General features: G+C 69.4%; 20 protein-coding genes. 13 read left to right on the top strand and 7 right to left on the bottom strand.

Annotated elements, in window-relative coordinates; all coding sequences use genetic code 11:
- Window positions 1-198, top strand: a 198-nt coding sequence (locus AAG801_RS25310; protein WP_341890857.1) for a hypothetical protein, incomplete at its 5' end; no start/stop codon positions are given.
- Between the two features lie 27 nt (window positions 199-225).
- Here AAG801_RS25310 and AAG801_RS25305 read toward each other — a convergent pair.
- Window positions 226-1,302: a substrate-binding domain-containing protein gene (locus AAG801_RS25305; protein ID WP_341890856.1), complete on the bottom strand. Its 1,077-nt coding sequence runs from the start codon at window positions 1,300-1,302 to the stop codon at window positions 226-228.
- A 53-nt stretch (window positions 1,303-1,355) separates the two neighbouring features.
- Between AAG801_RS25305 and AAG801_RS25300 the strand changes: the two genes are divergently transcribed.
- The 3 genes from AAG801_RS25300 to AAG801_RS25290 are packed head-to-tail and all read left to right on the top strand — an operon-like array spanning window position 1,356 to window position 8,134.
- Complete coding sequence (locus AAG801_RS25300; RefSeq protein ID WP_341890855.1) at window positions 1,356-3,086, top strand: NADH-ubiquinone oxidoreductase-F iron-sulfur binding region domain-containing protein; 1,731 nt, start codon at window positions 1,356-1,358, stop codon at window positions 3,084-3,086.
- Window positions 3,083-5,899, top strand: coding sequence for a formate dehydrogenase subunit alpha (fdhF, locus tag AAG801_RS25295; protein WP_341890854.1), 2,817 nt, complete (start codon window positions 3,083-3,085; stop codon window positions 5,897-5,899). Before AAG801_RS25300 ends, fdhF begins: the two co-directional genes overlap by 4 nt.
- A 45-nt stretch (window positions 5,900-5,944) precedes the next feature.
- On the top strand, window positions 5,945-8,134 hold the full coding sequence (locus tag AAG801_RS25290; RefSeq protein ID WP_341890853.1) for a UDP-N-acetylglucosamine 2-epimerase: 2,190 nt from the start codon (window positions 5,945-5,947) through the stop codon (window positions 8,132-8,134).
- A 102-nt stretch (window positions 8,135-8,236) separates the two neighbouring features.
- Here AAG801_RS25290 and AAG801_RS25285 read toward each other — a convergent pair whose 3' ends face one another.
- From AAG801_RS25285 to AAG801_RS25275, 3 genes are read right to left on the bottom strand one after another with little or no spacing between them, the layout of a single operon-like run.
- Window positions 8,237-9,115 (bottom strand): DMT family transporter, encoded by an 879-nt coding sequence (locus tag AAG801_RS25285; RefSeq protein ID WP_341890852.1) that lies wholly within the window; start codon window positions 9,113-9,115, stop codon window positions 8,237-8,239.
- Entirely contained in the window at window positions 9,112-9,621 is a 510-nt protein-coding gene (locus AAG801_RS25280) for a methylated-DNA--[protein]-cysteine S-methyltransferase (RefSeq protein ID WP_341890851.1), read from the bottom strand. The genes AAG801_RS25285 and AAG801_RS25280 overlap by 4 nt, the downstream gene beginning before the upstream one ends.
- Entirely contained in the window at window positions 9,618-11,099 is a 1,482-nt protein-coding gene (locus tag AAG801_RS25275; RefSeq protein WP_341890850.1) for an Ada metal-binding domain-containing protein, read from the bottom strand. The genes AAG801_RS25280 and AAG801_RS25275 overlap by 4 nt, the downstream gene beginning before the upstream one ends.
- 191 nt (window positions 11,100-11,290) lie before the next feature.
- Between AAG801_RS25275 and AAG801_RS25270 the strand changes: the two genes are divergently transcribed.
- Genes AAG801_RS25270 through AAG801_RS25245 form a run of 6 tightly spaced genes read left to right on the top strand, consistent with a single transcriptional unit; the run spans window position 11,291 to window position 17,889 of the window.
- Window positions 11,291-12,166 carry a branched-chain amino acid ABC transporter permease gene (locus tag AAG801_RS25270; protein WP_341890849.1) on the top strand — a complete coding sequence of 292 codons (876 nt, stop codon included), beginning with the start codon at window positions 11,291-11,293 and terminating at the stop codon, window positions 12,164-12,166.
- Window positions 12,167-12,177: 11 nt separating this feature from the next.
- Entirely contained in the window at window positions 12,178-13,254 is a 1,077-nt protein-coding gene (locus AAG801_RS25265) for a branched-chain amino acid ABC transporter permease (protein ID WP_341890848.1), read from the top strand.
- Entirely contained in the window at window positions 13,251-14,054 is an 804-nt protein-coding gene (locus AAG801_RS25260; protein WP_341890847.1) for an ABC transporter ATP-binding protein, read from the top strand. The genes AAG801_RS25265 and AAG801_RS25260 overlap by 4 nt, the downstream gene beginning before the upstream one ends.
- On the top strand, window positions 14,051-14,821 hold the full coding sequence (locus tag AAG801_RS25255) for an ABC transporter ATP-binding protein (protein WP_341890846.1): 771 nt from the start codon (window positions 14,051-14,053) through the stop codon (window positions 14,819-14,821). The genes AAG801_RS25260 and AAG801_RS25255 overlap by 4 nt, the downstream gene beginning before the upstream one ends.
- Before the next feature lie 4 nt (window positions 14,822-14,825).
- On the top strand, window positions 14,826-16,685 hold the full coding sequence (locus AAG801_RS25250) for an AMP-binding protein (protein WP_341890845.1): 1,860 nt from the start codon (window positions 14,826-14,828) through the stop codon (window positions 16,683-16,685).
- Window positions 16,686-16,704: 19 nt separating this feature from the next.
- Entirely contained in the window at window positions 16,705-17,889 is a 1,185-nt protein-coding gene (locus tag AAG801_RS25245) for an ABC transporter substrate-binding protein (RefSeq protein WP_341890844.1), read from the top strand.
- 7 nt (window positions 17,890-17,896) lie between these two features.
- Here AAG801_RS25245 and AAG801_RS25240 read toward each other — a convergent pair whose 3' ends face one another.
- Window positions 17,897-18,367 carry a thioesterase family protein gene (locus AAG801_RS25240; protein ID WP_341890843.1) on the bottom strand — a complete coding sequence of 157 codons (471 nt, stop codon included), beginning with the start codon at window positions 18,365-18,367 and terminating at the stop codon, window positions 17,897-17,899.
- A gap of 77 nt (window positions 18,368-18,444) precedes the next feature.
- Between AAG801_RS25240 and AAG801_RS25235 the strand changes: the two genes are divergently transcribed.
- Entirely contained in the window at window positions 18,445-19,650 is a 1,206-nt protein-coding gene (locus AAG801_RS25235; RefSeq protein ID WP_341890842.1) for an acetyl-CoA C-acetyltransferase, read from the top strand.
- A 2-nt stretch (window positions 19,651-19,652) separates the two neighbouring features.
- Complete coding sequence (locus AAG801_RS25230) at window positions 19,653-21,791, top strand: 3-hydroxyacyl-CoA dehydrogenase NAD-binding domain-containing protein (protein WP_341890841.1); 2,139 nt, start codon at window positions 19,653-19,655, stop codon at window positions 21,789-21,791.
- A gap of 65 nt (window positions 21,792-21,856) precedes the next feature.
- Here the strand turns inward: AAG801_RS25230 and AAG801_RS25225 are convergent, their stop codons facing one another.
- Window positions 21,857-22,168: a c-type cytochrome gene (locus AAG801_RS25225; protein WP_341890840.1), complete on the bottom strand. Its 312-nt coding sequence runs from the start codon at window positions 22,166-22,168 to the stop codon at window positions 21,857-21,859.
- A gap of 148 nt (window positions 22,169-22,316) precedes the next feature.
- Between AAG801_RS25225 and AAG801_RS25220 the strand changes: the two genes are divergently transcribed.
- A complete protein-coding gene (locus AAG801_RS25220) occupies window positions 22,317-22,598 on the top strand; it encodes a TIGR04438 family Trp-rich protein (RefSeq protein WP_341890839.1) in 282 nt (93 codons plus the stop codon).
- 32 nt (window positions 22,599-22,630) lie between these two features.
- Here the strand turns inward: AAG801_RS25220 and AAG801_RS25215 are convergent.
- Window positions 22,631-23,402: dihydroxy-acid dehydratase (locus AAG801_RS25215; RefSeq protein ID WP_341890838.1), on the bottom strand; the 772-nt coding region annotated here is incomplete at its 5' end.

The raw sequence follows: 23,402 nt of genomic DNA, 5'->3' as shown, positions 1-23,402 counted from the left end.
ACCAGCACCGCCACCAACTTCTCCGGCGCCGACAACGTCGCCAGCCCCAACTTCTGGCCCAACGCCACCTTGCAGGCACTGATCGGCCTGTCCTCCGTGCTCGACGCCAACTACCTCAACGATTCACCCCAGCCCTTCACCCTGCGTTCCATCCCCTCCGGCCCCAGGCATGCCGGCGCTCTGCAGGCCGCACGCTAGCCGGCTCGCTCGCTGACTCGCGCGCCCTCAGGGCGTGCCGGCCGCGAACGCCTCGGCGAGGCGCTGCACCTTGCCGGTCTCTGCCGCGTGATAGCCGGGGATTGCTGCGATCGCTGCGCGTGATGTCGGCGACTGGAGCATCTCGATCACTGCCTTGACGTGGGCCTGCTCCAGGCTGGCGATGCGCAGCGCGAAGAAGTAGCGCTCGCGCAGCAACGGGATGAAGTGCAGCCCGAAGCGCTGCGCCGCCGTCTGCACGCCGATGCCCACGTCGGCCATGCCGCTGGCGATGTAGGCCGCCACGGCGGCGTGGGTCAGCTCGGTGTCGGCGTAGCCGCGCACTGCGGCCGGCGGAATGCCTTCGCGTTCGAGCAGCAGTTCGGTCAGCACGCGCGTACCGGAGCCCTGTGGCCGGTTGACGAAGCGCAGCTCGGGCCGGCGCAGGTCGGCCACACCGCGCAGCTTCTTCGGGTTGTCGCGCGCGACGAACAGGCCCTGCGTGCGCACCGCCACATGCACCAGGCAATGGGTGTCGGCGCGCAGCCAGCGCAGGTAGCGGCGCAGCGTGCGGCCCTCGAACTCGCCGATCGGCACGTGCAGTCCGGCGAGGTCGCAGTCGCCTCGCGCCAGGGCCGCCACCGACTCCAGGCTGTTGCGGTAGCGTAGCTCCACCGGCAACTCGGCGGCGTGCATCAGCTCCATCAGCCGCGCCACCGCGAAGCCGTGGCTGGCGTCGATGCGCACCGCGGCGCGGGCCGGCACCAGGCTGCGATCGAGGTCGCGCTCCAGCTCGGAAGCGAGCGACTCCAGCAGCGGTGACAGCCGCGCGGCGATGCGCCGGTCGGCCCAGATCAGCTTGTGCGCCAGCTCGGTGAGCACCGAGCCGCGCCCTCGTCCAGATTCGATCAGTGGCGCGCCGAACAGCGCCTCGGCATGCTTGACCAGCCCCCAGGCGTGCCGGTAGGACTGGCCGACGCCGCGCGCCGCCTGTGCCAGCGAACCGGTCTCCTGCACGCCGGCCAGCAGCGCGAGCAGGGCCGTGCTGTCGATGTGCGGGCCGCCGGGCGGGCCGACGTCCCACTGGGGGCGCAGGGTGATGTCCATATAGGAAATGAAGAACATATTGTGCCCGCACCTCGACCGTACGCTGCCGGGCCATGAACACCACCGCGATCTCGCTGCAGTCCGTCAGCGATCAGTTGCCGCGCCGCAAGCAGGCGCGCCGCCAGGGCCGCACGGCGGATTCCGCGACGCTGGACGAGGTGCGCGAGACCCTCGGCACGCTGCCGCTGCGCCGCGACCTGCTGATCGAGCACCTGCATGCGCTCAACGACCGCTTCGGCCAGCTGCGCACCGGTCACATGGCCGCGCTCGCGCAACTGCTGAAGCTGGCGCAGGTCGAGGTGTTCGAGGTGGCGAGCTTCTACCACCACTTCGACGTGGTGCGCGAGGGCGCCGACGGCCGCTACGAGGCGCCGCCGAAGCTGACCGTGCGCGTGTGCAACGGCCTGTCGTGCGAACTGGCGGGTGCCGATGCGCTGCTGGCGAAGCTGCCGGCACTGCTCGGCGCCGAAGTCCGTGTGATCGAGGCGCCTTGCGTCGGCCGCTGTGAGCAGGCGCCGGTGGCGGTGGTGCACCAGCGCGCGGTGCCGAAGGCCGATGCGGCAACGGTGCAGGCGCTGGTCAAGGCCGACCGCCGGGATGACGATGTTCCCGCCGCCGTCGACAAGGCCGGCTACCTGGCGCAGGGCGGCTACACGCTGCTGCGCGACTGCCACGCGGGCGTGCGCGACGTCGAGTCGGTGATCAAGGCGATGGAGGACTCCGGTCTGCGCGGCCTCGGCGGCGCCGGTTTCCCGGCCGGCCGCAAGTGGCGCATCGTGCGCGCCGAAGCCGCGCCGCGGTTGATGGCGGTGAACATCGACGAGGGCGAGCCCGGCACGTTCAAGGACCGCCACTACCTCGAGCGCGACCCGCACCGCTTCCTCGAAGGCCTGGCTGTAGCAGCCTGGGCGGTCGGCATCGACAAGGTATACATCTATCTGCGCGACGAGTACCACGGCTGCCGTGCGCTGCTCGCGCGTGAACTCGCGGCGCTGCGTGCGAAGCCGCCGGTGCCGAGCCTGCCCGAGATCGAACTGCGCCGCGGCGCCGGCGCCTACATCTGCGGCGAGGAGTCCGCGATGATCGAGTCGATCGAGGGCAAGCGCGGCATGCCGCGGCTGCGGCCGCCCTACGTGGCGCAGGTCGGCCTGTTCGGCAGGCCGACGCTGGAGCACAACTTCGAGACGCTGTTCTGGGTGCGCGACATCGTCGAGCGCGGCCCGCAGTGGTTCGCCGCCAATGGCCGCCACGGCCGCCATGGCCTGCGTTCCTTCTCGGTCTCCGGCCGCGTGCGCGAGCCGGGCGTCAAGCTGGCGCCGGCGGGCATCACGCTGCGCGAGCTGGTCGACGAGTACTGCGGCGGTCTTCCGGTGGGCCATGAGCTGTACGGCTACCTGCCCGGAGGTGCCTCGGGCGGCATCCTGCCGGCTTCGATGGCCGACATCCCGCTGGACTTCGACACGCTGCAGCCGCACGGCTGCTTCATCGGCTCGGCGGCGGTGATGGTGCTGACGAAGAGCGCGACGCATGTCGACCGCGCCGTCGATGCCGCGCGCAACCTGATGCGCTTCTTCGAGGACGAGTCCTGCGGCCAGTGCACGCCCTGCCGCGCCGGCACGGCGAAGGCGCGCACGCTGATCGAGGGCGACCGCTGGGACACGGCGCTGCTTGCCGAGCTGTCGCAGGTGATGCGTGACGCCTCGATCTGCGGCCTCGGTCAGGCCGCGCCCAATCCGGTGGACTGCGTGGTCCGCTACTTCCCGCACGAGCTGGGGTTGTCATGAACAAGCCGGTCGAACTGATCGAATTCAGCCTCAACGGCAAGCCCGCCGCCGCAGCGCCGGGCGAGACCATCCTGCAGGTCGCCAAGCGCAGCGGCGTGCGCATTCCGCACCTGTGCGCGAAGGACGGCCTCGAGCCGGCCGGCAACTGCCGCGCGTGCGTGGTGGAAGTGAAGGGCGAGCGCACGCTGGCCCCCTCGTGCTGCCGCGCGCCCAGCGCCGGCATGACGGTGGACAGTGCCAGCCCGCGTGCAGTGGCCGCGCAGACGATGGTGCTCGAGTTGCTGGTCAGTGACGCTGGGCAGGCGAGCGCGCAGCACACGCACGAGTCCGAGCTGCTGTTCTGGGCCGACCAATGGAAGGCACCGCGTGGCCGCCTGCCCGGGCGCGAGAAGGTCGCCGCCGACGCCTCGCACCCGGCCTTCGAGGTCAACCTCGACGCCTGCATCCAGTGCACCCGCTGCATCCGTGCCTGCCGCGACATCCAGGTCAATGACGTGCTCGGGCTGTCGCACCGAGGCGCGCACGCGAAGATCGTGTTCGACCAGGACGACGCCGTCGGTTCGTCGAGCTGTGTGGCCTGCGGTGAATGTGTGCAGGCCTGCCCGACCGGCGCGCTGATGCCGGCGCGCGGCGCCGGCCTCGCCAAGATCGAGCGCGAGATCGACTCGGTGTGCCCGTATTGCGGCGTCGGCTGCCAGCTGACGCTGCACGTCGGCCGCGATGCGAAGGGCGCCGAGAAGGTCCACTACGTCACCGGCCGCGACGGCCCGGCCAACCATGGTCGGCTGTGCGTCAAGGGCCGCTTCGGCTTCGACTACGTTCACAACGAGCGCCGCCTCACCGTGCCGCTGGTGCGCCGCGAGGGTGTGGCCAAGGACCCGGCCGATATCGAGCGCTTCAAGCGCGGCGAGCTGCCGCTGGCCGCGCTGTTCCGCGAGGCAAGCTGGGACGAGGCGCTGGACCTCGCCGCCGGTGGCCTTGCGCGCATCCGCGACACCACGCCGGCCGGCTCGCCGAGCCGCCTGGCCGGCTTCGGCTCGGCCAAGGGCAGCAACGAAGAGGCCTACCTGTTCCAGAAGCTGGTGCGCACCGGCATGCGCACCCACAACGTCGACCATTGCACGCGGCTGTGTCATGCCAGCTCGGTGGCGGCGCTGCTCGAGGGGCTGGGCTCGGGCGCGGTGTCCAACCCGGTGGAAGACGTCGCGCAGGCCGACGTGATCCTGTTGATCGGCGCCAACCCGGCCTCCAATCACCCGGTGGCGGCGAGCTGGATGAAGAACGCAGTGCAGCGCGGCGCGCGGCTGATCCTGGCCGACCCGCGCGCCACGCCGATGGCCCGCTTCGCGACCTGGCACCTGGCCTTCCGGCCCGACACCGACGTCGCGCTGCTCACCGGCCTGCTGCACGTGATCGTCGCCGAAGGGCTGGTCGACGAGGCCTTCGTCGCTGCCCGTGTCAACGGCTATGAGGCGGTCAAGGCCGCCGTCGCCGAGGCCACTCCCGAGCGCATGGCCGAGATCTGCGGCATTCCCGCCGACACGATCCGCGAAGTGGCAAGGGCCTTCGCGACCTCGAAGGGCTCGATGATCCTGTGGGGCATGGGTGTCAGCCAGCACGTGCACGGCACCGACAACGCACGCTGCCTGATCGCGCTGTCGCTGCTCACGGGCCAGATCGGCCGCCCCGGCACCGGACTGCACCCCCTGCGCGGTCAGAACAACGTGCAGGGCGCGAGCGACGCTGGTCTGATCCCGATGATGTACCCGAACTACCAGCGCGTCGTTCGCGACGACGTGCACGCGCAGTTCGAGGCGCTGTGGGGCAGCTCGCTCGGCCAGCAGCCGGGCCTGACGGTGGTCGAGATCATCAAGGAGGCGGCGGCCGGCCGCATCACCGGCATGTACGTCGAGGGCGAGAACCCGGCGATGAGCGACCCCGACCTCGACCATGCGCGCGCCGCGATGGCCAGGCTCGAGCACCTGGTCGTGCAGGACATCTTCGCCACCGAGACGGCGATCCTCGCCGACGTGGTGCTGCCGGCCTCGGCCTTCGCCGAGAAGTGGGGCAGCGTGACCAACACCGACCGCCTGATCCAGATCGGCCGCCCGGCACTGAACCCGCCCGGCCAGGCACGCCAGGACCTGTGGGCGATCGAGCAGATCGGCCGCCGCCTCGGCCTGCCGTGGGCCTACTGGCAGGGCGGGGACGGTGACGGCCATGCCGCCGCCGAGGCGCCGGCCGCCCGTGTCTACGAAGAGATGCGCACGGTGATGGAGCCACTGGCCGGCGTGCCCTGGAGCCGCCTGGTGCGCGAGGATGCGGTGGTCACGCCCGCCGAGCGCGAAGACGAACCGGGCCACGCGGTGGTCTTCATCGACAGCTTCCCGACACCCGACGGCCGCGCCACGCTGGTGCCGGCGCGCTTCGCTGCCGGCCCTGAGCAGGCGGACAGCGATTTCCCGTTCGTCATCTCCACCGGCCGTGTGCTGGAGCACTGGCACACCGGTGCGATGACCCGGCATTCGAATGTGCTGGATGCACTCGCACCGGTGGCGACGGTCAGCATCCATCCGGACGACGCGAAACAGATCGGCGTCGCGCACGGCGGGGCATTGCGTGTCGAGTCGCACCACGGTGCGATCGAGGGTGTGGCCGACGTCACCAGCGCCGTCAACCCGGGCCACCTGTTCGTGCCCTTCGCCTATTGGGAGGCGGCCGCCAACCGCCTGACCGGCTCGGCGCTGGATCCGTTCGGCAAGATTCCGGGCTTCAAAGTCACCGCGGTGCGGGCATTTGCCGTGTCCGGCTGAGTTCGGGGGATCGGGACGCGCGGGGCCCCGGGGCATACTCGACGGATGTATGAAACCCACTTCGGGATCAGCGGGCCGCCCTTCCAGCTCAGCCCCGACCCGAGCTTCTATTTCGACAGCCAGGGCCACCATGACGCCCTGGCAGCGCTGCGCCGCGGGCTGAACGAGCCGAGCGGTTTCGTCGTCGTCAGCGGCGAGATCGGCGCCGGCAAGACGACGCTGGTGCGCACGCTGCTGGCCGAGATCGATCCGGCCAGCCTGGTGGTGGGCCAGGTGCTGACGACGCAACTCGACGACACCGAACTGCTGCGTTCGGTGCTGCTGTCCTTCGGTGCGCCGGCCGAGTCGAAGACGCCCGAAGGCCTGCTCGAGGCGCTGCAGACCTTCCTGCTGGCGCAGGCGAAGCAGGGCCGACGCGCGGTGCTGATCGTCGACGAGGCGCAGAACCTGGAGCGCAGCGCCTTCGACCGCCTCGTGGAGCTCGATCGCGGCCACTCGCCGACGCGCGTGCCGCTGAAGATCTGCCTGGTCGGCCAGCCGGAACTGCGCGATCTGGTCGCCTCCGGAGACCTGATCGCGCTGCGCCAGCGCATCGGCGTGCAGTGCCACCTCGGGCCGCTGGCGCTCAACGAGACGGGCGCCTACATCCGCCACCGGCTGGGCAAGGTGGGCTGGTCCGGCGCCCCGAGCTTCGAGCCCGGCGCCTTCGAGGAGATCCACCGCTGGACCGGCGGCATCCCGCGCCGCATCAACCTGCTGTGCAACCGCTTGATGCTGTCGCGCTTCCTCACTGCGACGACAGCGATCGACCTCGCCGCCGTGGCCGAGACCGCGCGCGACCTGCGTGCCGAGATCGGCGACAGCACGCCACCCCCGCCGCCGCTGCCCGCGCTGCCGGTGCTGAAGGAGACGGTCGAGCCTGCCGCGCCTGCCGCGCCTGCCGCGCCAGCGCCGAAGAAGCCCGCCCGGGCGAACGAAACGGCGACTCCGGCGCCGGCCTCCGTCGACCTGGAGATCGACCTCGACATCGAACCGGTCTCCGACGAACAGCGGCCGACGCTGCCGCCGTTGCGTCAGGGCGTCGACGTGCGGCCGCTGCTGTGCGTGGTCGGCGGGCAGGGCGAGCACGTCAAGGCGGCGGCGCTGATGCATGCAATGGCGGCGCGGCCCGAACTGCCGGTGACGCTGCTGGTGCGCTGCTACGCGAACAGCGCCTTCGAGCGCCACCGAGACATGTTCGCCGGCCTCGACGTGGCCGGCCGTCTCGTCAACCTCGGCATCGCCGGCGGCACCTACGCCGGCCGTGCCGCCGAACTGATGAAGCGCTTCGAGTTCGTTGTCGACCATTGCCAGCCGGCGGCGGTGATCGTGTTCGACGGCAGCGATGCCGCGCTGTCCTGCGGCCTGGTCGCCAGCCGCAAGGGCCTGCCGGTGCTGCATGTCGGTGCCGGCCTGCGCAGCGGCACCAACACCGACGCAGCCGACATCACCCGCCGCCTGGCCGACCAGCTCTCCGACGTGCTCTACACCACCGAGGCCGCCGCCAACCAGCAGCTGGCGCAGGAGGGCGTTGCCGCCGAGCGCATCCGCTTCGTCGGCAACACGCTGGCCGATGCGCTGCAGATCGCGCTGCGGACGAAGCTCGCCGTGCCGAATCCGCGTGAGCGCCTCGGGCTGCCGGCCAACCTGCTGTCCGACCGCAACGGCTACGGCGTGGTGGTGCTCGACGCACTGTCCAACGTCGGCGACCGGCAGGTGCTGTCCGAACTGATCACCATCCTGCGCGCCATCGCGCACGACGTGCCGCTGGTCTGGCCGATGCACACGCGCACGCGCGAGCTGATGGCGAAGTTCAAGCTCGACGCCATTGTCGCCAGCGAGCGCATCGCGACGCTGCCATCGCAGAGCTACCCGTCGCTGGTGCAGCTGATGTCCAACGCCACCTGCGTGATCACCGACTCGTGGAACGTGCAGGAGGAGGCGACGATGCTGTCCATTCCGTGCCTGACCATCGGCGCCGGCCAGGAACGCACGCTCACCACGGCGGTCGGATCCAACCAGGTCGTCGGGCGCAACAAGGCCGCGGCCACGCGCGCGATGTGGGACTGCATCTTCAACGGCGGCAAGCGCGGCCGCACGCCCGAGCTGTGGGACGGCCACGCGGCCGAGCGCATCGCCGAGCACGTGTCCGGCTTCCTCGCCGCCAGGCGCAAGGCGGCAGCCGTCACGGCCTGACGCCGATCGTGCCCCTCGTCTGCCGGGTACGGCAGCCGGTCCCCCGAGGGGGCGCGGGTCGGCTTGGGAGCGGCCCGGCGCTCGGCCCGGCTTCCGCGCGGTTCACGGTGCGTTCGATCGTGGTGCCAGCACACCGGTCGCCAGCGCCGTGCCGAGCAGGATGACCGCGCAACCGGCCGCCATCGCGCCGGTCAGCGGCTCGGCGAGGAACAGCCAGCCCCACAACACCGCGAAGGCGGGGATCAGGAAGGTCACCGCGATGGCGTTGGCGGCGCCGACGTGCGCGATCAGCCGGAAGTACATCAGGTAGGCGAGGCCGGTGCACAGCACGGCGAGCAGCGCGACCATCGTCCAGGCGCGCGCCGAGGGCAGCTCGGCGGGCCACCACAGCACGGCCGGCAGCGCGAGCGCCAGCGCGGCGGAGAGCTGGCTGCCGGCGGCCACCGCCATCGGCGGCACGCCCTGCAGGCGCTTCTTCGTGTAGCTGGCCGACAGGCCATAGAGCAGCGCGGCCGCCAGGCAGGCGACGATCGCCCAGCCGGATCCGCCCGGCTTGAACGAGGCCTTCTCCCAGGCCAGGCCGAGCACGCCGGCGAAGCCGATCGCCAGCCCCGCGATGCGCGGTGCCGTCGGCCGGTCGCGCAGCCACAGCCACGCGATCACCGCGCCCCACAAGGGCGTCGAGGCGTTGAAGATCGACGACAGCCCGGCGCTGATCGACAGCGCGGCGTAACTGAAGAACAGGAACGGCAGCGCCGAGTTGCTCAGGCCGACGATGAAGATGGCGCGCCAGTGGCGGCGCAGGTCGCCGAACTGGTCACGCCAGACGAGCAGCGGCATCAGCACCAGCGCCGCCCCGCCCACGCGCACGGCCGCCAGCGCCACCGGTCCGAACTCGCCGGCACCGAGCCGCATGAACAGGAACGATGCGCCCCAGATCGCTGCCAGCCCGACCAGCTCGCCGATGTCCGCCGGCTTCATGCGCAGGCCTCCAGCTGCAGCAGCGACTGCTTGCGCTGCACGCCGCCGGCGTAGCCGGTGAGGCCGCCGTCCTGTCCGAGCACGCGGTGGCAGGGCACGACCAGCGAGGCCGGGTTGCGGCCGACCGCGGCGCCGACGGCGCGCACCGCGCGCGGACGGCCGATGGCGCGTGCCAGCTCGCCATAGCTGCAGGTGCGGCCCGCCGGGATGCGCAGCAGGGCCTGCCACACGGTGCGCTGGAACGCCGTGCCTTGCAGGTCCAGGGGCAGGTCGAAGGCGCGGGCGTCACCGGCGAAGTAGCGTTGCAGTTGTGCGGCGGCCTCGCGCAGCAGCGGGTCGTCCGGCTGCAGCGGCGCCTGCAGCGCGCCCGGATGATGCTTCTGGCCTTCGAACCACAGCCCGGCCAGGCCGCTCGCCGTGCGCGCCACGCGCACCGGGCCGAGCGGCGTGTCGACCAGCGCCTGCGCGGTGCAACGGGCGTCGAGGGTGTCGGTGAGGGTGCTCATGAACTCTTCTCCAGGCTGTTCCACAGGCGCAGCACGGCGTAGGCCCGCCACGGTCGCCAGGCTTGGGCGCGCTCGTCGGCCGCGCGCTGGTTGACGGTGCCGAACAACTGCTTCATCGCCTTCAATACGGCAACGTCGTTCGGCGGGAAGGCGTCGGGCCAGCCGAACGCGCGCATCGCGATGTAGTGCGCTGTCCATGGGCCGATGCCGGGCAGTTCGCACAGCGCGGCGATGAACGCATCCGGGCTGGTGCCGGGCGACATCAGCGGCTCCAGTGCGGGCCAGGCCGAGGCGAGCGCGATCAGCGCGTTGGCACGCTGCCGCACGATGCCCAGGCTCGCGACCTCGTCCAGCGTCGCCGCGGCCAGCGCCGTGGGCTGCGGGAACTGCCGCGCGAGCGTTACCCAAGGTGTCGCCAGCGGCGCGCCGAAGCGATCGACAATTCGCCGTGCCAGCGTGCGCGCCGCCGCGACCGTGACCTGCTGCCCGAGCACCGCGCGCACCGCCAGCTCGAACGGATCGAGGCTGCCGGGCAGGCGGATGCCTGGGGCGCCGGGAATGCCGGCCAGCGCAGCGTCGATGTGGGCGGGCGCGGCGTCGAGGTCCAGCCAGCGCCGCGCCGTCGCGACGACACGCGCGCTGAGCGGCGCTAGCGCCGGTGCGAAGCGCAATTGCACCCGGTCGCGATCGAGGTCGAAGCGTGCCTCGATCCAGCCCGGCTCGGCGGCGAGCGCGCCGGCGCGCAGCGAGCGGCGGATCGCCAGTCCCTCGACCTCCTCGATGCCCGAGATTGCCCGCTGCGCGACGAATCGCAGCAGCGCCGCATGGTCGAACGGTGCGCGGTAGGCGAGCGTCAGCGTCACCGCGGCGAGCGAATCGGCGCCCTGCGGCGCCTCGTCATCGACCGCACCGCGCAGGCGGCTCGGGCTCATGCGGTACTGGTCGGCGAACGCGCCGTTGAATCGGCGCAGGCTGCGAAAGCCGCTCGCCAGCGCGACCTGCGCGACCGGCAATGCCGTGTCGGTCAGCAACTGTTTGGCGAGCAGAAGGCGGCGTGTCTGCAGATACTGCATCGGCGTCACGCCCTGGTCGGCGCTGAAGATGCGGCGCAGGTGGCGATCGCTGACGCCGAGCTTCGCGGCCAGCGCCGCGAGCGACGCCGCTTCGCCGCTCGCCGCCTGTGCGTTCAGTGCAAGCGCCGCCTGGCGCGCGAGTGTTCTCGATGCGTCCATCACGCTCCACGGCAGCCCGGCGCCCGGCGCGATCTCCGGCCGGCACTTCAGGCAGGGCCGGAACGCGGCTGCCTCGGCCTGTGCCGGCGTCTCGAAGAAGCGGCAGTTGCGCCGCTGCGGCGTGCGCACGCGGCAGATCGGCCGGCAGTAGATGCCGGTGGAGGTGACCCCCACGAACAGGCGTCCATCGAAGCGCGCATCGCGTGCGGCGAGGGCCTGGTAGGCGGCGTCGGCATCGAGGTCCATGCCGAGGATTATGGTCAGGCGTCGCGTTGCTGCTGGCTGTTTTCGGACATGCCCCCGAGCGACCATTGCGGTGTCGCGAAGGTGACCTCGCGGGCGGGTTTCCACGATCACCTGCGGCGTGGCCGTTCGCATACAACCGAGGCCGACCGGTGGCGCTCACACCCCGGGAAGTCCATTCGGGAGACGCGGGCTTGCAGCTACTGCAGATCATCATCAGCGGCATTGCGCAGGGCTGCATCTACGGCCTGATCGCGCTCGGCTTCGTGCTGATCTACAAGGCGACGGAGACGGTGAATTTCGCGCAGGGCGAACTGATGATGCTCGGCGCGTTCTGCGGCCTCGGGCTGATGACGCTGCTCGGCTTCCCGTTCTGGCTCGCCGTGCTGTCGGCGATCAGCGCGATGGCGCTGTTCGGCGTGATGCTCGAACGCGTCGTCGTGCGGCCCATCCTCGGCCAGCCATCCTTCTCGATCGTGATGCTGACGATCGGCATCGGCTACGTCGCGCGCGGCCTCATCACGATGATCCCGACCATCGGCACCGAGACGCACACGCTGCCGGTGCCGTACAAGGACCAGGCGTGGAACGTGGGCGCGCTGGTGCTCAACGTCGAGCAGCTCGTCGTCATCGCCGCGACGGCGGCGCTCAGCGCGCTGCTCTACCTGATGTTCCGCTACACCAAGCTCGGCGTCGCGATGCAGGCCTCCTCGCAGAACCAGCTCGCCGCGTACTACATGGGCATCCCGGTGAAGCGGCTCAACGGCCTCGTCTGGGGCCTCGCCGCCGCCGTCGCTGCCGTCGCCGGCCTGCTGCTCGCGCCGATCACCTTCGTGCACGCGAACATGGGCTTCATCGGCCTGAAGGCCTTCCCGGCCGCAGTCGTCGGCGGCTTCGGCAGCCTGCCCGGCGCGATCGTCGGCGGCATGGTCATCGGCCTGGTCGAATCGCTGTCCGGCTTCTACCTGCCCGAAGGCTTCAAGGACATCGCCGCCTACGTGGTCGTGCTGGTGATGCTCGTCGTGCGCCCGAACGGCTTGTTCGGCGAGAAGCTGCGCAAGAAGGTCTGAGAACACTCCCCATGCGCTTCATCTTCAAGACCCGCTACGAGCAGGACATCCGCATCGCCAAGCATGGCGGCTATGTGTTCTGGTACGGCGTGCTGATGCTCGTGATGCTCGCCGCGCCCTGGATCTTCCCGGAGTACTGGCTCGCGCAGCTGACCTTCGTGCTGATCTACGCCATCGTCGGCCTCGGGCTGATGCTGCTGTCCGGCTTCACCGGGCAGTTCTCGCTCGGCCATGCGGCCTTCCTCGGCGTCGGCGCGTACACGCAGGCAGCGCTGACCGGCGCCGGCGTGCCGTTCCCGCTCGCGCTCGTGGCCGCGGCGGGCATTTCCGCTTTCGTCGGCGTCATCGTCGGCCTGCCGGCCTTGCGGCTGAAGGGCATCTACCTCGGCATCGCGACGCTCGCCTTCGGCTTCATCGTCGAGGAGGTGTTCGCGCGCTGGGAGAGCGTGACCGGAGGCAATGCCGGCAAGCACGTCAAGTCACCTGAGATGTTCGGCTGGACGCTCGACTCCGGCGAATCGTTCTTCTACCTGTGCCTCGTCATCGCCGTGCTGGCGACGCTGGCCATCCTCAACCTGCTGCGCTCACCGACCGGCCGTGCCTTCGTCGCCATCCGCGACTCGGAGATCTCGGCGCAGAGCATGGGCATCCACCTGGCGCGCTTCAAGACGCTGTCGTTCGCGATCTCGGCGGCGCTGGCCGGCGTCGGTGGCGCGCTGTACGCGCACAAGCTGAAGTTCATCTCGCCAGACCAGTTCGGCGTGCTGCAGTCGATCGACCTGATCCTGATGATCGTCATCGGGGGCCTCGGCTCGGTGCACGGCGCCTTCCTCGGCGCGATCTTCCTGATCACGATGCCGCAGGCGATCGCGCTGGCGAAAGACTACCTGCCCGAGGCGATCGCGCTCGCGCCGGGCCTGCAGGGGGTGGTCTACGGTTCGGTGCTGATCGCCTTCGTGCTGTTCGAGCCGCTGGGCCTGTACGGTCGCTGGCTGAAGTTCCGCACCTGGTTCCAGATCTTCCCGTTCTACCGGCGCGGCATGTTCAAGCGGCAGAAGTCGTTCCAGAAATCCGAACGCCTGAAATGAGTTCCAACGTCCTGCTCTCTGCCAAGGATCTGAGCGTGCGCTTCGGCGGCGTGCTCGCGGTCAACAAGGTCGGCTTCGACGTGCACCGCGGCGAGGTGTTCACGCTGATCGGGCCGAACGGTGCCGGCAAGACGACGGTGTTCAACCTGATCAGCCGCATCTACACGCCGACCTCCGGCAGCATCGAGTACGACGGCACGTCGCTGCTCGCGCACGCGCCGCACGAGATCGCGCAGCTCGGCATTGCGCGCACCTTCCAGAACATCGAGCTGTTCGAGCATGCCACCGTGCTGCAGAACCTGCTGATCGGCCGCCATGTGCATCGCGAGACCGGCTTCTGGAGCCAGCTCTTCTTCACGCCGGCCACGCGCGCCGCCGAGGTGCGCGCTCGCCACAAGGCGGAGCAGGTGATCGACCTGCTCGACCTGCAGAAGCACCGCGAGTCGCTCGTCGCCGGGCTGCCCTACGGCGTGCGCAAGGTGGTGGAACTGGCGCGGGCGCTGTGCACCGAGCCGAAGCTGCTGCTGCTGGACGAGCCCTCGTCGGGCCTGAACGTCGAGGAGACCGACGACATGGCGTTCTGGATCGGCGACATCCGCGACGAACTGGGCGTCACCGTGCTGATGGTCGAGCACGACATGTCGCTGGTGTCCAAGGTGTCGGACCGCGTGCTGGCGATGAACCAGGGCGAGGTGCTCGCGCTCGGCACGCCGGCCGAGGTGCAGCGCCACCCGGGCGTGATCGAGGCCTACCTGGGCAGCGCCGGCGACGTGGAAAGCCTGCGGAGGAAGGCTGCATGACCGACGTGCTGAAACTCGCCAACGTCGAGAGCAGCTACGGCCCGATCCGCGCGATCCGTGGCGTCAGCCTGAAGGTCGAGAAGGGCAGCATCGTCACCGTGCTCGGTTCCAACGGCGCCGGCAAGACGACGATCCTGAAGACCATCTCCGGCATCCTTGACCCGACCAAGGGCACGGTCGAATTCAAGGGCGAGGACATCACCGCGAAGGACCCGGCGCTGATCGTGCAGCGTGGCCTCAGCCACGTGCCCGAGGGCCGCGAGGTGTTCCCGCTGCTGTCGGTGCATGACAACCTGATGATGGGCGCCTACACACGCCGTGACCGCGACGGCGTCGCGCGCGACGTCGAGGCGGTCTACGGCTACTTCCCGATCCTGCGCGAGCGCTCGAAGCAGGACGCCGGGCTGCTCTCCGGCGGCCAGCAGCAGATGCTGGCGATCTCGCGCGCGCTGATGGCCGCGCCCGAGCTGATGCTGCTCGACGAGCCCAGCCTCGGCCTGTCGCCGCGGTTGACCCGCGAGATCTTCGAGATCGTCATCCGCATCAACCGCGAGCGTGGCACCACGCTGCTGCTGGTCGAGCAGAACGCCAACATGGCGCTCAACGTCGCCGACCACGGCTACGTGCTCGAGAACGGCCGCATCGTGATGGAAGACACCTGCGAACGCCTGCGCGAGAAGGAGGACATCAAGGAGTTCTACCTTGGCATGAAGGACTCCGGCGTGCGCGGCGAGCGGCGCTGGAAGAAGAAGAAGACCTGGAGGTGACGCCATGCCGGACATCTGGGACCTGAGTTCGCTGAAGCCGCGCACCGACATCGTCGTGCCGGGCGAGACGATGGCGTCGCTGTTCTGGAACGCAGCGGCGCAGCGATCGGCGCGTGTCTTCATGCGCCAGAAGGAACTCGGCCTGTGGCGCGAGTGGACCTGGGCGCAGACGGCCGAGGCGGTGCGCGAGATCGCCCACGGGCTGATGGCGCTCGGCCTGCAGCCGGGCGACTGCGCCGCCATCCTCGCCAACACGCGCATCGACTGGCTGCTCGCCGACATGGCGATCCTTTCGTGCGGCGGCGTTAGCAACGGCATCTACCCGACCGATGCGGCCGAACAGGTGCAGTACCTGTGCGAGGACTCGCGCACCACCGTGCTGTTCGTCGAGGACGAGGAGCAGCTCGACAAGGCGCTCGAGGTGCGCGCTCGCCTGCCGCTGCTGCGCAAGGTGGTCGTGTTCGACACCAAGGGCCTGCGCGACTTCGACGACCCCGGCGTGATCGACATCGCCGCGCTGCGCGAACTCGGTCGCCTGCATGCGCAGGACCATCCAGGCGTGCTGGAGGCGCGCGTCGCCGCGGTGCAGCCGGGCGACCTGGCGATCCTCGTCTACACCTCCGGCACGACCGGCAAGCCCAAGGGCGCGATGCACTCGCATGCCGGGTTGGTCTACAGCGTGCGCGGCTACAACCTGATCGTCTCGCAGGACGAGGACGACGAGCGCATCGCCTTCCTGCCGCTGTGCCACATCGCCGAACGCATCGGCGGCGCGTTCTTCGCCGTCTACACCGGTTCGATCCTGAACTTCGTCGAACGGCCGGAGACGGTGCCGGAGAACGTGCGCGAGATCTCGCCGACCGTCTTCACCGCCGTGCCGCGCGTGTGGGAGAAGCTCTACTCCGGCGTGACGATCGCGCTGCGCGAATCGAGCCGCATGCAGCAGCTCGCCTACGGCTGGGGCATCGGTGTGGGCATGAAGATCGTCGACAAGGTGCTCGCCCGCCAGCCGGTCGGCGCGGGGCTGAAGCTGCAGTTCCACGTGGCGCGTTTCATCGCGCTGAACAACGTGCGCAAGCTGATCGGCGTGCACCGCGCGCGCTATTGCGTCACCGGCGCGGCGCCGATCTCGCCGGAGCTGATCCGCTGGTACCTGGCGCTCGGCGTGCCGCTGGGCGAGGTCTGGGGCATGACCGAGACCTGCGGCGCCGCGACGGCGACGCCGATCGGCGGCATCAAACCCGGCATGGTCGGCCCGGCCTGCCCGTTCAACCAGATCCGCCTCGACCCGATCACCAGTGAACTGCAGGTCAAGGGCCCGAACGTGTTCATGGGCTACCTGAACCTGCCGGAGAAGACCGCCGAGACCTTCACGCCCGACGGCTGGCTGCGCACCGGCGATGTCGGCGAGGTCGACGCCGACGGCTACCACCGCATCACCGACCGGATGAAGGACATCATCATCACGGCCGGCGGCAAGAACGTCACGCCCAGCGAGATCGAGAACGACCTGAAGTTCTCGCCCTTCATCACCGATGCGGTGGTGATCGGCGACAAGCGGCCCTTCCTGACGGTGATCGTGATGATCGACCAGGAGAACGTCGAGAAGTTCGCCCAGGACCGCGACATCCCGTTCAGCAACTACACCAGCCTGACGCGCGCGAAACAGGTCCAGGAACTGATCTGGGCCGAGATCGAGCGCGTGAACGGCAAGTTCGCGCGCGTCGAGCAGATCAAGAAGTTCTTCCTGCTCGAGACGCAGCTCAGCGCCGAGGACGAGGAGCTGACGCCGACGATGAAGCTCAAGCGCAAGTTCGTCGAGAAGAAGTATTCCGATCGAATCGAAGCCATGTACCGATCCTGACCGCCGAAGGAGGCAACTCATGAAGACCCTGCTCACCCTCACTCTGACCGCCGGCGCAGCCACGCTGCTCGCGCTGGCCGGCACCGACGCCAGCGCGCAAGCCGCGCAGGGCGTCAGCAAGACCGAGATCACGCTCGGCTCGATCCAGGACCTGTCCGGTCCGATCGCCGGCTTCGGCAAGCAGGTCCGCCAGGGCATGCTGCTGCGCGTCGACGAGATCAACGAGCAGGGCGGCGTCAACGGCCGCAAGATCAAGCTGCTGATCGAGGACTCGGCCTATGACCCGAAGAAGGCGGTGCTGGCCGCGCAGAAGCTGGTCAACCAGGACAAGATCTTCGCGATGGTCGCCCACATCGGCACGCCGACGAACAACGCGGCGATGCCCGTGCAGTTCGAGAAGAACGTGATCAACTTCTTCCCGGTCACCGCGGCGCGCGAGATGACCGAGCCGGTGCACAAGCTCAAGTTCGCCGGCGGCTCGAGCTACTACGACCAGATGCGCGTCGCGCTGCCGCGGCTGATCAAGGACAAGGGCGCGAAGGCGGTCTGCACCATCTACCAGGACGACGAGTTCGGCCTGGAGGTGTTCCGCGGCGCCGAGGCCGGGCTGAAGGCCGCAGGCATGGACTTCGCCGAGAAGACCACCTACAAGCGCGGCGCGACCGACTTCTCCTCGCAGGTGGCGCGCATGAAGGCGGCGAACTGCGACCTGGTGGTGCTGGGCACGATCATCCGCGAGACCATCGGCACCATCGCCGAAGGCCGCAAGACCGGCTTCAACCCGACCTACCTGGGTTCGAGCGCGACCTACACCGATCTGATCCACAAGCTCGGCAAGAAGGCGATGGACGGCCTGTACGCCACGCACACCGTTCAGCACCCGTACATGGACGAGGTGTCGCCGAAGATCGCCTTCTGGGCGAAGAAGTACCAGACCAAGTTCGGCGACGACCCGACGGTGTTCTCGGTCTACGGCTACTCGGCGGTCGACACCTTCATCGCTGCCGCGCAGAAGGCCGGCGCGAACCTGACGGTCGACAGCTTCATCAAGGCGATGGAGTCGACCACCTTCGCGCCCGACATGTTCGGTTCGGCCGAGCTGACGTTCAGCCCGAGCAAGCGCGCCGGCAGCAACATGACACGCATGTCGCAGCTGCAGGGCGAGCGCTGGAAGCCGGTGACCGACTACGTCAAGCCGCAGTGAACGGCACTTACGACACGATGTAGGCCGCGGCGCCGGTGGCAAGCAGCTTGCCGTCGGCGCCGCTGAACTCCATGCGCGTGGAGGCGACGCGCGAGCCCAGCCGCAGCACCTGCGCGCGCAGCTCGAAGCGCTCGCCGATGGCAGGGCGCAGGTAGTCGATGCGCAGGTCGATGGTGCCGAGCTTGCCGAAGCGGTGCAGGCGCTGCAGCGGCGGCTCGTCCATGTGGCGCGCGCCGATCGCGGCCATCACCGCCAGCCCGCCCATCGCGTCCAGCCCGGCGCTGATCACGCCACCGTGCAGGCGGTGGTGGCCGTAGTGGCCGATCAGGTCCTCGCGCATCTCGATCGAACCGGACACATGGTCGGCAGACACCTCGCCGATGCGCAGGCCGAGCACACGGTTGAACACGATGCGCTGCTCGAAGATATCCTTCAGGCCACTGACGAACTCGGGCTCGAACCGGGGGATGCTGGGCATGGGTTGTCGATGATGGCTGGCGGAGGCGCTGCTCTCGATAATGAATTGTCCACGCAAGACGGACGGAGGAGACTGCAATGGCCCACGCGATGATCTTCGACGCCGTGCGCACGCCGCGCGGCAAGGGCAAGAAGGACGGCAGCCTGCACGAGGTCAAGCCTGTGGATCTGCTGGCCGGGCTGCTGGTCAAGCTGCAGCAGCGCCTGGACTTCGACCCGGCTGCGCTCGACGACGTGGTGATGGGCGTGGTCTCGCCGATCGGCGAGCAGGGTTCGGTGATCGCCAAGACGGCGGTGCTCAAGGCCGGCTGGGACTTCCGCGTCGCCGGCATGCAGATCAACCGCTTCTGCGCCTCGGGGCTGGAAGCGGTCAACCTGGCGGCGCAGAAGGTCGCCAGCGGCTGGGAGGATCTGGTCATCGCCGGCGGCGTCGAGAGCATGTCGCGCGTGCCGATCGGCAGCGACGGTGGCGCCTGGGCGCAGGACCCGGCGACGAACATGGCCACCGGCTTCGTGCCGCAGGGCATCGGCGCCGACCTGATCGCCACGCTGGCCGGCTGGGGCCGCGAGGATGTCGATCGCTATGCGCTGAGCTCGCAGCAGCGCGCCGCCGCCGCGCAGGCCGACGGGCGCTTCGACCGCTCGGTGATTGCTGTCACCGATGAGATCGGCCTGCCGGTGCTCGAGCGTGACGAATTCATCAAGCCGCGCACGACGCTGGAAGGCCTGGGCCAGCTCAAGGTGGCGTTCGCCGACCTCGGCGCGATGGGCTTCGACGCAGTGGCGCTGATGCGCTACCCGCAGGTGGAGCGCATCGCCCACGTGCACACGGCGGGCAACTCCTCGGGCATCGTCGACGGCGCGGCGGCAGTGCTGATCGGCAGCGAGGCGAAGGGCCGCGAACTGGGCCTGACGCCGCGTGGGCGCATCGTCGCCACGGCGCTCTCCGGGGCCGACCCGACCATCATGCTCACCGGCCCGATGCCGGCCTCGCGCAAGGCACTGGCCAAGGCGGGCCTGACGGTCGATGACATCGACCTGTTCGAGGTCAATGAGGCCTTCGCGGCCGTGCCGATGCGCTTCATGCACGAGATGGGCGTGCCGCATGAGAAGGTCAACGTCAACGGCGGTGCGATCGCGCTCGGCCACCCGCTCGGCGCCACCGGCGCGATGCTGCTGGGCACGCTGCTCGACGAACTGGAGCGCAGGAATCTCAAGCGCGGCCTGATCACGCTGTGCGTCGGCGGCGGCATGGGCATCGCGACGATCATCGAACGAGTCTGACCGTGAAGACCATCCGCTACGAACTCGGTGCCGACGGCATCGCGATCATCACCCACGACGCGCTCGGCGCGCCGGTCAACACCATGACCGAGCAGTGGCAGGCCGACCTGGCCGAAGCAGTGGCACGCGTCGAGGGCGACAAGGAACGCCTGAAGGGCGTGCTGGTGATGTCGGGCAAGAAGACCTTCTTCGCCGGCGCGCAGCTCGACAACGTGCTCAAGCTGAAGGCGGAGGATGCCGCTGCCGGTTTCCGGGGCATCGAGGCGATGAAGGCCTGCTTCCGTCGCCTGGACCTGCTGGGCCGGCCGGTGGTGGCCCTGCTCAACGGCGCGGCGCTCGGGGGGGGCTGGGAAGTGGCGCTCGCCGCGCACGCGCGCTTCGCGCTCGACGATCGCCGCATCCAGTTCGGCACGCCGGAGGTCTCGCTCGGCCTGATTCCCGGCGCGACCGGCATCACGAAGACGGTGCGCCTGCTCGGCCTGATGGCGGCGCAACCCTACCTGATGGAAGGCAAGCTGTTCGGCCCGCGCGAGGCGATGGACCTCGGCCTCGTCAACGGCATCGGCGCGACGATGGACGACCTGCGCGAGATGGCGCTGGCCTGGATCGCCGACAACCCGCAGGCGCTGCAGCCCTGGGACCGCAAGGACTACCGCATGCCTGGCGGCACGCCGAGCAACCCGAAGATCGCCGCCGGCCTGACCGTCGCGCCGGCGATGCTGACGGCGAAGACGCACGGCCTCTATCCGGCCGCGCAGGCCATCCTCGAGACCATGGTCGAAGGCGCGATGGTCGACTACGACACCGCCACGCGCATCGAGAGCCGCAAGCTGGCGAAGATCATGGTCGGGCAGAACGCCAAGAACATGATCACCGCGTTCTTCTTCAACCTGAACGCGATCAAGTCAGGCCAGTCGCGGCCGGCGGGCTTCGCTGTGTGGAAGCCGGCCCGCGTCGGCGTGCTCGGCGCCGGCATGATGGGCGCGGGGATCGCTCACGCCAACGCCTCGCGCGGCATCGCCTGCGTACTGAAGGACGTGTCGATCGAGAAGGCGAGGGCGGGGCACGAGGCGATCCGCCGCATCACCGCACCGCTGGTCGCCAAAGGACGCATGGACGAGGCGAAGCAGGCGGCGCTGCTGAACCTCGTCACGCCCACGGCCGACGCGGCCGACCTGAAGGGCTGCGACCTCATCATCGAGGCGGTGTTCGAGCAGCGCGAACTGAAGGCGCAGGTCACGCGCGAAGCCGAGACGATGCTGTCCGAAGGCGGCGTGTTCGCCTCCAACACCTCGACGCTGCCGATCGGCGGCCTGGCCCGGGCGAGCAAGGCCCCGCAGCGTTTCGTCGGCCTGCACTTCTTCTCGCCGGTGCACCAGATGAAGCTGGTCGAGATCATCCGCGGGCAGCAGACTGACGACGAGACGATTGCTCGCGCCTACGACTACGTGCTCGCACTCGGCAAGACGCCGATCGTCGTCAACGATTCACGCGGCTTCTTCACCAGCCGCGTGTTCGGAACCTACGTGATGGAAGGCGCCGCGATGCTGGCCGAAGGCATCGCCGCGCCGCTCATCGAGCATGCCGCCGAAGCAGCCGGCATGCCGGTCGGGCCACTGGCGGTGATCGACGAAACCTCGCTGTCGCTGTCGGTCCACGTGATGGAGCAAACGCGCGCCGACCTTGCTGCCGAGGGCCGCGCCTGGACGCCGGGTGCCGGCGAAGGGCTCGTCGAGCGCATGGTCAAGGAGTTCGGCCGCGCCGGCCGAGCCGCTGGCGGCGGCTTCTACGACTATCCCGCCGGCCAGCCCAAGCAGCTCTGGGCGGGCCTGAAGCAGTACTTCGAGAAGCCGGGGGTCGAGGCGGGCGTCGACGAACTGAAGCGGCGCCTGCTCTACCGCCAGGCGATCGAAACGGCGCGTTGTCTGGCCGAAAACGTGCTGACCAGCGTGCACGAGGCCAACATCGGCTCGATCTTCGGCATCGGATTTCCGGCCTGGACGGGCGGGGCGATCCAGTTCGTCGCGTCGGAGGGCCTGGAGAGCTTCCTGCGCAACGCCGACGCGCTGGCGCAGCGGCACGGCGCGCGATTCGCGCTCGCGCCGCCGGTGCGCGAACGCCTGCAGCAGGGGCTGGGCTGACCGGCGAGCCGCGAAAACGACGAAGCCCCGCAAGCGGGGCTTCGATCGTCAGGCCCGAGGCCTGGTCACTTCAGACCGAGGATCCAGGTGACCAGCTTCTTCGACTCGGCCTCGCTGACCTGCGCGTTGGCGGGCATCGGGATCTGGCCCCAGGCGCCCACGCCACCCTTGATGACCTTGGCCGACAGCTTGTCGACCGCGTCCTTCTGGCCGGCGTACTTGGCGGCGATGTCCTTGTAGGCCGGACCGACCAGCTTCTTGTCGACGGCATGGCAGGCCAGGCAGTTCTTGGCCTTGGCCAGGGCCTCGTCGGCCATCGCGGGAGCCGACACGGTGGCGGCAGCGGCCACCAGGGCGAGAGCGGGGAACAGCTTCATGATTTCCTTTCGGGTTCAAACGGGAAAATCTGCGGATGTTTCGTCACCCGCCCGGCCGAACGGTCGGCTACAGTGGTATCAACGGATTGTAGGGGTGTCGGTTGACCGCCAGCTTGCAGCGGTTTTTCGGATGCCGGAAGCCTGACCTATGTATTTCATCATTCTCGGCGTCATCATCATCCTGATGCACTTCCTCGGCTTCGGCCCGCCGGCCGGCTGGACCTGGAATCTCACCGGTGATCTGTGGAAGTTCTGCTTGCCGTTCGCGCTGGCCGCGGTCTGGTGGGCCTTCGCGGACTCGACCGGCTACACCAAGCGCCGCGAGATGGAGAAGATGGACGAGCGCAAACGCCAGCGCCGCGACCAGAACCTCGAGGCGCTGGGCATGGACAAGACCGCCCGCCGCGCCAAGAAGGCCGCCCGCCGCTGAGCGCTGCGGCCGTGGCCGCTGCGCTCAGCGCATCACTCGAACTTGTCCAGCACCGCGCCCGAACTGGCGCTCGATGCATTCTTCGCGAACTTGGCCAGCACGCCGCGGGTGTAGCGCGGCGCGGGCTTCTTCCACGACTGCCGACGCTTCGCCAGTTCCTCGTCGCTCACGTTGAGTTGCAGCGTCAGGGTGCGTGCGTCGATGGTGATCGAGTCGCCTTCCTGGACCAGCGCGATGTTGCCGCCCTCGTAGGCCTCCGGCGCCACGTGGCCGACCACCATGCCCCAGGTGCCGCCGGAGAAGCGCCCGTCGGTGATCAGCCCGACCGATTCGCCCAGCCCCTGGCCGATCAGCGCGCCGGTCGGTGCCAGCATCTCGGGCATGCCCGGGCCACCCTTCGGGCCGAGGTAGCGCAGCACCATCACGTCGCCGGCGACGATCTTGTTGGCCATGATCGCGGCCAGCGCCGACTGCTCGTCGTCGAACACCCGCGCCGGGCCGGTGATGCTGGGGTTCTTCAGGCCGGTGATCTTGGCCACGCAGCCCTCGGGTGACAGGTTGCCCTTCAGGATGGCCAGATGGCCCTGCGCATAGATCGGGTCGCCGACCGGGCGGATGACCTTCTGCTCGGCAGACAGTTCGGGCACCTCGGCGAGGCTCTCGGCGACCGTTTTGCCGGTGATCGTGATGCAGTCGCCGTGCAGCAGCCCGGCTTTCAGCAGTTCCTTCATCACCGCCGGGATGCCGCCGGCGCGGTGCAGGTCGACCGCGAGGTACTGGCCACTGGGCTTCAGGTCGCACAGC

It is taken from the genome of Variovorax sp. YR752 (genome assembly GCF_943372545.1).
This window is presented reverse-complemented; position numbering and strand designations above follow the sequence as displayed.